Origin of the sequence: Mesorhizobium sp. M1050 (genome assembly GCF_040318715.1) — a bacterium.
GTDB lineage: Bacteria > Pseudomonadota > Alphaproteobacteria > Rhizobiales > Rhizobiaceae > Mesorhizobium.
This window is the reverse complement of record NZ_JAMYMV010000006.1, coordinates 20,920-33,429: the sequence shown is the minus strand read 5'-3', so window position 1 is coordinate 33,429 and position 12,510 is coordinate 20,920. Positions and strand designations below refer to the sequence as shown.

At 63.7% G+C, this 12,510-nt stretch carries 13 protein-coding genes and 1 pseudogene; 8 read left to right on the top strand and 6 right to left on the bottom strand.

Annotated features, from left to right (window positions below; all coding sequences use genetic code 11):
• Nucleotides 1–49 precede the first annotated feature (49 nt).
• The gene (gene ggt / locus NKH57_RS05285) at nucleotides 50–1,789 is read left to right on the top strand and encodes a gamma-glutamyltransferase (protein ID WP_352942347.1); all 1,740 of its coding nucleotides are present in this window, start codon (nucleotides 50–52) and stop codon (nucleotides 1,787–1,789) included.
• Nucleotides 1,790–1,882: 93 nt separating this feature from the next.
• Here the strand turns inward: ggt and NKH57_RS05280 are convergent, their stop codons facing one another.
• Nucleotides 1,883–2,230, bottom strand: a complete 348-nt coding sequence (locus NKH57_RS05280) for a hypothetical protein (RefSeq protein WP_032907080.1) — start codon at nucleotides 2,228–2,230, stop codon at nucleotides 1,883–1,885.
• Between the two features lie 479 nt (nucleotides 2,231–2,709).
• On the opposite strand from NKH57_RS05280, the gene NKH57_RS05275 reads away from it, so the two are divergent.
• Together NKH57_RS05275 and fhuB are read left to right on the top strand one after the other, a co-directional pair.
• Nucleotides 2,710–3,585: an ABC transporter substrate-binding protein gene (locus NKH57_RS05275; protein WP_352942344.1), complete on the top strand. Its 876-nt coding sequence runs from the start codon at nucleotides 2,710–2,712 to the stop codon at nucleotides 3,583–3,585.
• On the top strand, nucleotides 3,578–5,626 hold the full coding sequence (gene fhuB / locus NKH57_RS05270; RefSeq protein ID WP_352942341.1) for a Fe(3+)-hydroxamate ABC transporter permease FhuB: 2,049 nt from the start codon (nucleotides 3,578–3,580) through the stop codon (nucleotides 5,624–5,626). The genes NKH57_RS05275 and fhuB overlap by 8 nt, the downstream gene beginning before the upstream one ends.
• 142 nt (nucleotides 5,627–5,768) lie before the next feature.
• On the opposite strand, the gene NKH57_RS05265 is transcribed toward fhuB, so the two are convergent.
• Both NKH57_RS05265 and NKH57_RS05260 read right to left on the bottom strand, forming a co-directional pair.
• Complete coding sequence (locus NKH57_RS05265; RefSeq protein WP_352942338.1) at nucleotides 5,769–6,908, bottom strand: DUF4432 family protein; 1,140 nt, start codon at nucleotides 6,906–6,908, stop codon at nucleotides 5,769–5,771.
• A 143-nt stretch (nucleotides 6,909–7,051) separates the two neighbouring features.
• Nucleotides 7,052–7,492, bottom strand: coding sequence for a hypothetical protein (locus tag NKH57_RS05260; RefSeq protein ID WP_023758000.1), 441 nt, complete (start codon nucleotides 7,490–7,492; stop codon nucleotides 7,052–7,054).
• Between the two features lie 294 nt (nucleotides 7,493–7,786).
• Here NKH57_RS05260 and NKH57_RS05255 point away from each other — a divergent pair, with 294 nt between their 5' ends.
• From NKH57_RS05255 to NKH57_RS05245, 3 genes and pseudogenes are all read left to right on the top strand, one after another.
• Nucleotides 7,787–8,110, top strand: a complete 324-nt coding sequence (locus NKH57_RS05255; protein WP_352942335.1) for a DUF982 domain-containing protein — start codon at nucleotides 7,787–7,789, stop codon at nucleotides 8,108–8,110.
• 307 nt (nucleotides 8,111–8,417) lie between these two features.
• A complete protein-coding gene (locus tag NKH57_RS05250) occupies nucleotides 8,418–8,642 on the top strand; it encodes a hypothetical protein (RefSeq protein WP_352942332.1) in 225 nt (74 codons plus the stop codon).
• A gap of 72 nt (nucleotides 8,643–8,714) precedes the next feature.
• Nucleotides 8,715–8,906, top strand: a pseudogene (locus NKH57_RS05245) (nucleotidyl transferase AbiEii/AbiGii toxin family protein); the annotation flags it as partial.
• 52 nt (nucleotides 8,907–8,958) lie between these two features.
• On the opposite strand, the gene NKH57_RS05240 reads toward NKH57_RS05245, so the two are convergent.
• The 3 genes from NKH57_RS05240 to NKH57_RS05230 form a co-directional block, all read right to left on the bottom strand.
• Entirely contained in the window at nucleotides 8,959–9,459 is a 501-nt protein-coding gene (locus tag NKH57_RS05240; protein ID WP_352601259.1) for a DUF6496 domain-containing protein, read from the bottom strand.
• Between the two features lie 128 nt (nucleotides 9,460–9,587).
• Nucleotides 9,588–10,265 carry a dienelactone hydrolase family protein gene (locus NKH57_RS05235; protein ID WP_352942329.1) on the bottom strand — a complete coding sequence of 226 codons (678 nt, stop codon included), beginning with the start codon at nucleotides 10,263–10,265 and terminating at the stop codon, nucleotides 9,588–9,590.
• Nucleotides 10,266–10,276: 11 nt separating this feature from the next.
• Nucleotides 10,277–11,011 carry a phosphoribosyltransferase gene (locus tag NKH57_RS05230; protein WP_023757995.1) on the bottom strand — a complete coding sequence of 245 codons (735 nt, stop codon included), beginning with the start codon at nucleotides 11,009–11,011 and terminating at the stop codon, nucleotides 10,277–10,279.
• Between the two features lie 337 nt (nucleotides 11,012–11,348).
• Here NKH57_RS05230 and NKH57_RS05225 point away from each other — a divergent pair, with 337 nt between their 5' ends.
• Nucleotides 11,349–11,759 carry a CBS domain-containing protein gene (locus tag NKH57_RS05225; protein WP_352734114.1) on the top strand — a complete coding sequence of 137 codons (411 nt, stop codon included), beginning with the start codon at nucleotides 11,349–11,351 and terminating at the stop codon, nucleotides 11,757–11,759.
• 198 nt (nucleotides 11,760–11,957) lie between these two features.
• Nucleotides 11,958–12,443, top strand: coding sequence for a DUF2267 domain-containing protein (locus tag NKH57_RS05220; protein ID WP_352942324.1), 486 nt, complete (start codon nucleotides 11,958–11,960; stop codon nucleotides 12,441–12,443).
• Nucleotides 12,444–12,510 lie beyond the last annotated feature (67 nt).

The following is a 12,510-nucleotide window of genomic DNA, read 5'->3' as shown; positions in this document are numbered from 1 at the left end:
ATTGATCCGAGAGGCTCTTCTAGGCGCACCCCCCGCCCGGAGAACCGCCATGCCTCTCAACCGTCGAACCCTGATCGCCGTTAGTCTCTCCGTCGCCTTTGCGATTGCGCCACTACAGTTGACTTTTGCTGCCTCGCCGGCGCCGGCCAAAGGCGAGCACGGCATGGTGGTGACGGCCCAGCATCTGGCCTCCGAAGTCGGCATCGAAGTCTTGAAGAAGGGCGGCAATGCTGTCGATGCGGCGGTTGCCGTCGGCTATGCACTCGCCGTCGTCTACCCCAATGCCGGCAATATCGGCGGCGGCGGCTTCATGACCATCCGCTTCAAGGATGGCAAATCGACCTTCCTCGATTTCCGCGAGCGGGCGCCGCTGTCGGCGACCAAGACCATGTATCTCGACAAGGACGGCAACCCGGTGAAGGGTGCCAGCCTCGACGGCTATCTCGCCGTCGGCGTGCCGGGCTCGGTGGCTGGTTTCGAGATGGCACGCGAAAAATACGGCAAATTGTCCCGCCAGGATCTGATGGCGCCGGCAATCAGCTTTGCCAAGGATGGCTTCATCCTCAATCAGGGCGACGCCGTCTCTTTTGCCGGCAGCGCCGACAGGCTGGCGAAGGACCCCGCCGCCGCCGCCATTTTCCTGAAACCCGGCGGCAAGCCCTATGGCATCGGCGAGAGGCTGATCCAGCCTGATCTTGCGGCCTCGCTCGCCGCCATTTCCGAAAAAGGTCCTGATGCCTTCTATAAAGGCGCTATCGCAGACGCCATCGTCAAGGCGAGTGGCGCCAAGGGCGGCATCCTGGCCAAGCCGGATTTCGAACAATATGCGGTCCGCGAACTGAAGCCCGTGACCTGCTCCTATCGCGGCTACGAGATCACCTCCTCGCCGCCGCCAAGCTCAGGCGGCGTCATCATCTGCGAAATCCTCAACGTGCTGGAAGGCTATCCGCTGTCCTATCTCGGTGCAGGCTCGGCCGAGACGGTCCATGTCATGGTGGAGGCGATGCGCTACGCATATGTCGACCGCAATTCGGCGCTAGGCGATCCCGATTTCGTCGACAACCCGGTCACGAAACTGCTTGATAAGGCCTACGCCAAGGATATCCGCGACAAGATCGACCCGTTCCGGGCCGGCGTGTCGCAGGACCTGATGCCGAAGGGTTTTGGCGAGAGCAAGGAGACGACCCATTATTCGATCATCGACAGTGACGGCAACGCAGTCGCGGTCACCTACACGTTGAACGGCTCCTTCGGCGCCGGCGTTGTCGCCGATGGCACCGGCATCCTGCTCAACAACGAGATGGACGATTTCACCCAGAAGCCCGGCGTGCCCAACCTCTATGGCCTGGTTCAGGGCGAGGCCAATGCCATCCAGCCCAAGAAGACGCCGCTTTCGTCGATGAGTCCAACCGTGGTGGCCAAGGACGGCAAGCCGTTCATGGTCATAGGCAGCCCCGGCGGCTCGCGCATCATCACCATCACACTGGAAGCCATCGTCAATGTCATCGACCATGGCATGAACATCCAGGAGGCGATCGACGCGCCGCGTATCCATCACCAGTGGCTGCCCGATAAGGTCTATATCGAGCCGTTCGGTCTGTCGCCGGATACCGAGAAGCTGCTGGCCGGCATGGGTTATCACCTCGATCTCGCTGACCAGACCTGGGGCCAGGCGGCAGGCATCCTGGTCGGCGGCAAAAGTCTGGCGGAAATCGAGAAGGGCGGCGGCGCGCGCTACAATGGCGCCATCGACAGCCGCGCGGCCTCTGGCGAGGCGCTTGGATACTGAGCTTGGCAAGGCTGGAGATGGGCTTGGAGCAGCGTAGCGATTCGGGTTGATCGCCCGCTGCTCAAGCGGGTTGGCGCATAGAAGCAATGGTCGTCACAAGACCAGCGTGATGGTGGAGGCAATCAGCATCACGGCGGCAATGCCGACGAACAGCGCGTAGATGCGCGGTCGGTCGAGCAGCAGCGCGTTGCCGGATATCCAGGCGGACGTGGCGCCGCCAAGCGCGAAGAGGAAGCCGTTGCGGTGCCCGAAGACCATCGATGCGGCCATCAGTCCGCCAATGATCAGCGCGCCGAATACGATGATCACGGCAACGGCGTATTTCTCGAAATCGTTGCCGCTCCCCATGCTCGGACCGATCGCGTTCAACGTCGGCAGGTCGTCCGGATCGAAGGGGTTGGTCGACCCATACTCGTCTTGACCGACAGGCTCTCGCATCATTCGTTCTCCGTATAGCGGCAACAAATCATCAAGCCTTGCCGAGCGCAACCCGATCGCACTGCCTTGATGCGTTCGACCGGTCTTTTGACGCCTTCTGGCGGCGGTTCGCAGCCGCCTTTTTGATTCGCGCCCTGGCCGTCTTCGGGTCTCTGGCTATCCGGGACCCGGCGATTGCCGTCCCTCTATCATGGAATGCAGTCGTGGAGGAAAAATGATTCGGCACGTGGATTGCGTTTCGCGGACTGCGATTTTCGCGTGATGCGCACGGGGCTCCCGCAGGCCGAATCGCCTGCGGCCGGCGGACGGGTTGCGCCTGACAATCCGTCTGGCAAAAAAGCAGGCCTGTCGGAGCGCGTAAATGTTGACTATTAAGTTCATGTTTCATAGTCAATCGGGAGTCCAAATCGAAAAGCAGGCGCGCCGCAGTGCAGAGAGACCGAGAGCTCCAGCCGAGAGCCATGCCCGATCATCCGTGTCGAATGACCCGGCGCCAGGCACTGGGGCTTTTCACGCTGCCGTTCGCGGGTATGGCGTCGGCGACGGCCGAACCCCGCAGGCGGCGCATAGTCTGCCTCGATGACGGGCTGGCCGAGACCTTGCTTATGCTGGGTGTGACGCCGGTTGCCATTGCCGACCGTCAAGTGTGGGAGACCTGGGTCGTCGAGCCGCCGCTGCCGGCCGATATCGCCGATGTCGGCACGCTGCTCGAGCCCAATCTCGAATTGCTGCAGCAGCTCAAGCCCGACATCATCCTGTCCGTGCCGTATATCGACGGCATCAAGCCGCTGCTCGAACGCGTGGCGCCGGTGACGACGATCGGGCTCTATACCGAAGCCGGGCAGCCCTATCGGCGCGCCGTCGAGGCGACGCGCCAACTCGCCAGGCTTGTCGGCAAGGAAAGCGAAGGCGAAGCGCTGATCGCGGCAACGGATGCTTATTTTTCAGAAGTTCGCCAGCAGCTGGCGCCGCTTTCGGCGCAGCCGATCTATGTCGTCAGCTTCATGGACCCGCGCAATGTGCGCGTCTACGGCAAGAAAAGTCTGTTTCAGGAGGTGTTCGACCGTATCGGGCTCAGCAACGCCTGGACGGGCGAGACCAATTATTGGGGGTTTTCGACCGTCGGCATCGACGGTTTGGCGACAGCCAGCGACGCACGCCTGGCCTATCTCGAACCCTTGCCCGAGGGCGCCGGCGGCACGCTGACCGAAAGCCCGGTCTGGAACGCCATGCCCTTCGTGCGCAACCGCTCGATCATGCGTCTTCCCGCCGTCCTGATGTTCGGCGCGCTTCCGTCCGCGACCCGCTTTGCCCGGGTCCTGGCGTCGGCAATGACCGCGGAAGCTGCTCATGGCTGACGGTGCTGCGACCATCGTTCAAGAGGGAAAGCCTGCGTCGGCCGGCCGAGCCTTGCCAGGGGGCTTTCTCGGCAACCAGCCGGTAGGCGCGATCCTGCTTTGTGCCATGCTGCTCGCGGCGGGGGTAGCGGCAACCGTCTCAAACCTCACGGTGCAGCTGCCATCGGCGCTCTGGCTCCAATCGCTCGCCGCCCCCGACATCGCCGACATGCGACAGGTGCTCGTCCACTACGCCTTCCTGCCCAGGCTTGCGGTCAGCCTTTTGTGCGGCGCCGCACTCGGGCTTGCCGGAACGGTCCTGCAACAGGTTCTACGCAATCCGCTCGCCTCGCCCGAAACGGTCGGCGTCTCGGCGGGCGCCTATCTGGCGCTGGCACTGGCGACGCTTCTGTCACCGTCCCTGCTTGCGTTCGGCCGCGAATGGGTGGCGCTGGCCGGCGCCTTCACGGCGCTGGCCGCCGTCTTCGCTCTGTCCTGGCACAAGGGCCTGTCGCCGCTTTCGGTCGTGCTGGCGGGGCTTGTGATCAGCCTCTATGCCGGCGCCATCGGTGCCGCGCTCATTGTGCTGCGGCATGAATGGCTGGCCAGCCTGTTCATCTGGGGCGCCGGTTCGCTCGGCCAGCAGGACTGGTCGACGACGCTGTGGCTTTTGCCACGCATCGGCACTGCTGCGCTGGCGATCTTCCTCATGGTGCGGCCGCTGACCTTGCTAGGCCTCGACGATGAAGGCGCGCGCAGCCTTGGCGTGCCGCTCGGCGCCTATCGCTTCGCCGGACTGGCAACCGCCGTCGCGCTGATCGCCTTCGTCGTTGCCGCTGTAGGCGTCATCGGCTTCGTCGGCCTGGCCGCAGCCACCCTTGCGCGCATCGGCGGTGCACGACGGCTGGGCCAGCAGCTGGTGATGGCGCCGCTCGTCGGCGGCGCGCTGCTGTGGGCCGCCGATCAGGCCGTGCAGATCGCCACCGGACCGCAAGGCGACCTGCTGCCGACCGGCGCGATCACCGCACTTCTCGGCGCGCCGCTGCTGCTCTGGCTGCTGCCGCGGCTTGCGCTTGGGTTGGAAACCCCGGCCTTGACGGCCGCCCGCCTGCCGCGCGTAAACCGGCCCGACCTCCTGCTGGCGGCGATCGGCTTGGCTCTGCTTTTGCTGCTGGGGTTGGCTTTGCTCTATGGCCCGGGGCCGCATGGCTGGACCTTTGCTTTCGGCGACGAGCTACGGCCAATGCTATCGTGGCGGTGGCCTCGCGTGCTTGCCGCGGCGAGCGCCGGCGCCATGCTGGCGCTCGCCGGGCTGATGATGCAGCGGCTGACCGGCAATCCGATGGCCAGTCCCGAAGTGCTGGGCATCAGCGCCGGCGCCGCGCTCGGCATGATGGTGGCGCTGTTTGCGCTCTCCGATGCCGGACGCCCTGTTCAGACGGCAGCGGCAACCATCGGCGCCTTCAGCGCTCTTCTGGTGACGCTGTCGATCGGCCGCCGTGCCGCCTATGCGTCGGAGCGGTTGCTGCTTGCTGGCATTGCACTGACGGCCTTGTTCGATGCGCTGATCCTTGTGCTCACCGCCACCGGCGATCCTCGCGCAATGCTGCTGCTCAACTGGCTCACTGGTTCGACCTATGGCGTCGATATTGGCGCCGCCCTGCTGACCGGTGGCATCGCCGTCTGCCTCTTCGCGCTCGCGCCGCTCTTCATACGCTGGCTCGACATCCTGCCGCTCGGCTCCGCCGCCGTGCAAGCCCTTGGCATCAACCTGAAGAGGACGCGGCTTCTCGTGCTGCTGATGGTCGCGGCGCTCACCGCCGCCTCGACGCTGATCGTTGGCCCGCTGACCTTCATCGGCCTGATGGCGCCGCACCTTGCCCGTCGCCTTGGCCTTTCCCGTGCGCTGCCGCAGGCCATTGGCGCGGTGCTCGTCGGCGCGCTGATCATGGTCGTCGCCGACTGGATCGGTCGCACAGCCATCTTCCCACGCCAGATTCCCGCCGGCCTCGTCGCGACGCTGATCGGCGGCCCGGTGCTGATGTGGCTGCTGCGAAGGTGAGACGCACAGACGAATTCGAGCGGACGATGGCGAAGCATCTTGATGCTTTTCCCTGCGTGCACCCCAGCTTCGAGCTGCATGCCTGCGAGAACCACATGTCGATCCTGCCGGTCACCGTCAATCGCGCGGTGAGGGGCGCCAGCTACCGGCCGTTACCCTTCAACGCTGCAATGACCTGTTCTCGTTGTGTGGCCTCCTCCGCGTTCATAGCGCCAAAGCGCAGGGCGCAGCGGAATGTTTCCCCCGGCGCGACGCGAACCAGGCGACCTCTTTCCTTCGCCGCAAGATAGCCGTCGGGTTCGGCGGTCGCCGGCAGCACGAGGCCAAGCGCGTCCTGATCGGCACCGCGCGTGATCCAGCGCACGGCATAATTGAGCTCTTCGGGGCGAAAGCTGACGAAATCCGCTGTCCGGTCCGGATGGACCTGTAGGGCGTGCGCCCAGCCCTCGTCGTCTGCCTTCGCCTTCATCGTCAGCACGAGTTCGGGATCGATCGGCTCGCCCTTGGTCAATATGCGATGCCGCGAAGGGTCGGCTACGACGGCGTCGCGATAGGCAAGATAGCTTTCGCTCGGTTCAAAAAAGGGTGGAAGCACTTGGCGCACGACAATGTCGGCGTGATCATCGGCGACGGTGTCGATCAGGCGCCCGCCATCGGCCGGCCTGAAGTTGATGTGCGCCAGATACATCAGCTCCATGGGTGTGCGTTTCAGGTTCTCGATGGCAATGTCGACGGCCACGCTTGTGGCGTCGCGCTGCAGCCGCACAGTAGGCTTCATCACATAGTCGTGGCCGAAGGCGACGGTCTGTCGGCAGTGCCCGGTCAACGCCATGAAGGGCCCTTCGGAATTGCTGCCGGCGATCAGTTGCACATGCCCATAGGGCGCATTTGGCAGGTCGCCGTGAAGCGGGTGGCGGTCATCCGGGCCAGGATTGCCCATCGCGGTGGCGCCGCAGTGAATGAAGAACGCGCCGTAGTTCGAGAGGTAGTCCCGGGTCACGACGGGCTCGTCGAACATCGAGCGCATGGTCAGGGAGCGGTTGAGGAACGTTGCGTCCCAAATCTGCTGTCCCTGGAAGGGCAGCGTGACGATTTCGCCCTTTGCGTTGCTGATCCGAAGACCAGCAACACCGGATCGATAGCGAAAGGCGGTGGCGAGAAGCCCCCGATAGCGGGCCACGATTGCTTCCGACGGGCCGAACAGCTCGGGCACGAGGTCGACGAAAACGTGATCGGAGTACTCGGGATACATTGTTTCGACCTCGATCTGTCGCAGGCGCATGCCGATAGTCGCAGGAAACCTCTGGAAATCAACGGCAGCGCGTCAGGCTCAACCAGGACGGCTGATGGCGGAGCGTCTCGGCGCCCCGGGAGAGCGCTTCGTCGGCTCTATCGCGCACGCCGCTTTGCAACAAGCCCCGATTTCTATTTGGCTGAGGCCGGGGGCAGCTCGTACAGAGTGGCGCCGCTCTCCTGGCCACGCTCGACATAGCCGATGATATGAAACCATCTGGCGACGTCAGGTCCCTGGAGCCAGCTGCGCGAGTGGATGGGGAGGTTGCCGGCAAGCGCCTGGATGTGCCTGATATGCCGCTTGCAGAAGCGAACGGTCGCGGCACGGAAGAAATCCTCCTGCGCTGCAAACAGCGTATCGGCGGCGTCGCTGTTCTCATGCCAGGCGATGATCGCCACGGCCTTGTCGCCCTCGACGAGTGCGTGAGCACGGCCTTCTTTCAAATTCATCATCAGATTGTCGTAGGCGATCTTGCTGTCCTTGCCGGCCGCCACGTATTCATCCGACATCCGCTTGGAGAGGCCGTGAAACACATCCTCCAGATCCCCAAGCGTTGCTGCGCGTGCTCTCATTTCTCCTCCTAGCGCCCCGGCAGGCAGTTTGCCCTAAGGTTGGGGGATCACCAAGCAAATCAAATCCGCCAGCAGCCTGATGTGAGCAAAGTGATTTCGCCGTCACTACTGCCGTCACCAAATCCCTTGAAACCAAGCCATTGAAAAAGGCTCTCGTGCCTCCTTGCGCACCTGGATGCGGACGGCCCGGCTGTGCACTTGACGTTGCGCAGACCATCACCATCTCGAAGGGCGTGCCGCGATGGCGCACCGATTGCTTGCTCGCAAAAGACGTCGAAAAAGATGGAGGAAGTGATGAACGACGTTCGCTTTCCCGAACCCGTATTCCTTAAGTTCCGCACCGCATCGCGCAAGGTCGCAAGCAGCTTCGAGGCGTTGGAGTGCCTGGACCAACAGTGGCCCGAATGGGCGCGCGGACGCAACTGGCGCGCAGCTTCGCGCGCCTGTCGCGACGCGCTGGACGGCTGGCGCAGCGCGCGCGACGCGCAAAAGGCCTTGCTGAAAGCGGCAAGGAGTGCAGGGGTCATCGCTGCGGAAGCGCACTCTCGCGGCAACTCCCGCTCGGTCCGAATAAACGAAGGCCTGCGACCCGACGCGCTATTCAGTGAACGGCAATGACGCCGTCGACGGCGTGCCATTCCGACGGTCCGGCAAGGCGATGGCGAGCGCACGGAGTGTAGTGTGTCCCTTCCAACTCTCGCTCCGGTTACGAGGAAATCCTTAGCTCGGGAAATTCCGGGCAAGGTCATACTCCTGGCGGATATAGTTTGCGGGCCGGCAAGAAATTTCGGCGGGAACAAAGCTTCCTCATCATCGTTCATTCGCCGCCCGGACGTACTCGTCGCTCACCCGTCCGGTCGTGTCGTCCGCTGCTCGATCTTTGGCGCAGGCGCCTGCTGTTGAAAGACGAAAAATGGAGGAAGCTATGAAACGAACCCTTGTAATCGCCGCCGCACTGATGGGCTTGTTGGGTGCTCCCGCAATTGCTGCGACTCACTATTGGGTCGCCAAGGACACGAGCACGAAGACATGCACCGTGGTCTCTTCGAAGCCCGACGGAGTAAAGATGACGGCCATCGGCAAGAAAATGTACTCGAGCTATTTGAGTGCAGACAAGGCTCTGAGGGTTTTGGCCGCCTGCAAGAGCTGACAAGCATGCTGTTAGCCCGCCCGGGCATGCCCAGGCGGGCTTTGCGCCAGCTCGAATGGCTCTCCTCTCGACGAACATCTCGTCTTCAAGGGCGGCACCTCGCTCTCGAATGCTAATATCGTCATCCGGCGGTTTTCGGAGGGCGCCGATCTCACCTATGACATCCGGACGACCGCGCCCGAGCTGGTGGGCGACGATGGCGAGGTCTTGCCGAAGACTCGCAGCGAGGTTAAGCGCTGGCCGAGTGAGGTGCGCAAGCACTAGCCGGACTGGGTGGCTGGGACTGTTCAGCCGATCCTTGCCGACACGTTATCCGCTATGCGTGGTGTGCCCGCGTTCTGGCGGCTTTCTGCGCTGCCTGCTTCCGTCCGCGAGCGCCTTTCGTTTCGGCGGCCTTCTTCGCGGCGGCCGAGCGCTCTTCAGCCGTCCGGCGCGAGGCCGCACGCTTGGCCTGCTGCGACAGTGCCTCATGCGACGCTGTGCTCTTCGGCTCGTGCTCCAGCACCTTGGAGACGGCTTTCGAGACCTGCGGGCGGCGTTTCGGCCTGCGTTCGCCCTGGCCGGCCTCGTAGGCGTATTCGGCGCTTTTGCGCGTGCTCTCCTTCACCTTGCCCTTTTTGGGCGGGGGCAGGTCTACGCCTGCACGTCTTGCCTCGGAAAGTCCGATGGCGATGGCCTGCTGGGTCGATCGCGCGCCGTGTTCGCCCTGGCGAATTTTGTCAATCTCCTCGTGCACGAACTCGCCGGCCTGGGTGCTCGGCGACTTGCCCTCACGCTTGTCCTTTTGGGCCTTTTCGATGGTTTTCTTATCCGGCATTGTCTTTCTCCCACATAAGGATTGCGACAGCCATTCGGGTTGCAGTGCTCGCTGTCTCTGTCCCACCTGAGGTCCTAACGCGTTGAGGACGCAAATGATCCCGGGCCGGGTGATCCAAGGCGCGGCAATCAGGATGTCGATCTCTCCGAACTCAGATGGCGCGAGAACCAACGGCTCGCGAGGTCCGAGCCTTCGTCCAGGGCGCCTGGCCCTTCGAACAGATGCGTCGCGCCCGGGACGATGGCGAGTTCCTTCTCGCAGTGGAGTGCCGACAGCGCCGAGCGGTTGAGCGCGATCACCTGCGTGTCCGCGCCTCCGACGACGAGCAAGGTCGGCGCCCGAACTTGCGGCAGGGCGAGCGCTGCAAGGTCGGGCCGGCCACCACGCGAAACCACGGCCGCAGCCCGGTCGGGCCGCTCGGCCGCCGCCACCAGCGCGGCACCGGCGCCCGTACTTGCGCCGAAATAGCCAAGCGGCAGGAGCGACGTGTTCGGCGAGGCGCCGAGCCAGTCCGTGACGCTGATCAGCCGGTCGGCGAGCAGCCCGATATCGAAGCGCAACTCGGCAGTGACTTGGTCGATCCGCTCCTCTTCGGCCGTCAACAGGTCGACGAGGAACGTGGCGAGGCTCGCCTCGTTCAGCCGTCCGGCCACGTAGCGGTTGCGCGGGCTGTGGCGGCTGCTTCCGCTGCCATGGGCGAAGAGCACAAGGCCGCGAGCATCCGGCGGCATCGACAGATTGCCCTCAAGCGTGACGCGATCCGCGGGAACGCGCACGACCTGCTCGCTGACTGAAACCCCGTCCATACCCACCTCCGCTACGTTGATCTTTTGCCGCGCGCCGAGCCGGCGGCCGCGTGCCCGGCCGATGCCTCTTCGGATAGCGAGACCTCTTTGGAAGCGGCAGGCTTGGGCACGGATTTGGCGAGGAGCGCGCGGACCTCTTGATCGCTCGTCTGTGAGAAATCCACGTACCACCGGCCGACACCAAGGAGCGGCTCTGGCGTCGTCGCGCAAACCACCTCGTCGGCGTCTGCCCGCATCGCGTCGCAAGTGTCGGGGCTGCCGACGGGAACGGCCGCGACGATATGGGCGGCGTGGCTTTTTCGGAGCGCCTTGATCCCCGCCCGCATCGTTGAACCGGTCGCAAGCCCGTCATCCACGAGGATAATGGTTCGTCCGTTCAACCGCGGCGGGGGCCGCCCGCCCCTATAAAGGTGCTCGCGGCGCAGAAGCTCTTTTTCCTCCTTTGCGGCGACCGCGTCGATGACATCTGGCGGGATCGCGAGACCGCCGACAATTTCGTCGTTCAGGACCCGTACGCCGGAGGGCGCGATTGCCCCCATGGCCAGTTCCTCGTGGCCGGGAACGCCGAGCTTGCGCACGACGAGGACGTCGAGCGGTGCCTTGAGTGCCTGCGCGACCTCGTAGCCAACCGGCACGCCGCCTCGGGGCAGCGCCAACACGATCACGTCGTCGCGCCCGGCAAAGCGAACGAGCTCTTCGGCTAGTTGCCGCCCGGCCTCGCGGCGATCTGAAAAGACGATAGCCATGATTTTCGATCCGCGTGCATCTGTTTCCCAGAGTATGTCTTCCCCAACCTGCTTGAGCCTTGGGCCTCAACGGCTAGCCTGCGGCTACTCCCGTGAACAAGCCTGCGGCGCCGGCACTCTTTTGGAACTCGCTCGCTGCTTGGACGTTCCAAGAATAGTTTCGATCGCGAGGTGCCATCACGCGCATTAGCGCGGATCGAGAACACTGCAGATAGTGATCTGTACGAGCCTCGTCCGACCACCCGGCAACCTCGCGATCCCCAGCAACGGCCGCGTTTTGGCGACTTGTTGCCTCGGCAATCAGAGAGAGGAATATCCCATGCAAGTTCAGGAGATCATGAGTCATAGGACCGAACTGGTCGGCCCGAACACGACAATCAGGGATGCCGCCCGGAAAATGCGGGCCGACAATCTCGGAGCCCTTCCTGTCGGCGAGAATGACAGGCTGGTCGGCATGGTGACGGACCGCGACATCGTGATGCGCGGCGTCGCCGAGGAGCGCTCAGCCGGCAACACCACCGTTCGCGAGGTCATGTCCGAGCATGTCTATTGGTGCTTCGACGATGCCGACATCAGTGATGCGGCGAAGATCATGGCCAAGCATCAGGTGCGGCGCCTTCCGGTGATCAACCACGATAAGCGCCTCGTCGGCGTCATTGCCCTGGCCGACCTCGGTCGCACCGACGAGGAAGCCGCCAAGATCGCCCTCGAAGGCGTTTCCGAGGCGACGGACGATCCCCGCCGCTAGGCGACTGTCCGGCTGCTCCTTTTCGAGTTCGCCGGTCCTGCTCTTGTCGTCGAGACGAAAGACCAGCTCGAATCCGGTCAAGACGGAGCCGCCGACGACGCTGAATGCCGACCGGGGAACGCCCACCGGGAACAACAGGCAGGCACGGCTGTTTGGTCACATCAGCCGTAATCGGATTTGATTGGAAGGAGGATTTCGATGAGTGCCACCGGACTCGACGTATTCGACAAGACACTGCAGACGACGAATATCTGGCTCGACGAGATCATGGACGAGATCGGGCCGGATCGGCAGATCGCCTGGCATGTTCTCGGCGCGGTACTGCACGCGCTGCGGGACCGCATGCAGCCGGATCTTGCAGCCCACCTCGGCTCGCAGCTTCCGATTCTGGTGCGCGGCGCCTTCTACGACCAATATCAGCCTTCCAAAGCTCCCGAGAAGATGCGGTCGCTCGACGAGTTTCTCGCCAAAATCGAGGCGGAGCTGGAATTGACCCGTCCGGTCGATTCCAAGGATGCATTCAGGGTCGTGTCCAAGGTGCTTGCCCATCATGTCGGAGAAGGACAGATGCACAAGGTCTGGGAATCCCTGCCAGGGGAGATCAGACACGTCGCCGACGCTCAGCAAGCGGCGCCAACGGTGCCGACGCGGCCTTCTCGGTCGCAATCCTCCCTGGGAAAATAGCAAATGCCACTCACTCTTGTCAGACGGGCGTTCCCGACAGGGCCGGCTTGGCACCGCCTTGCAAAGC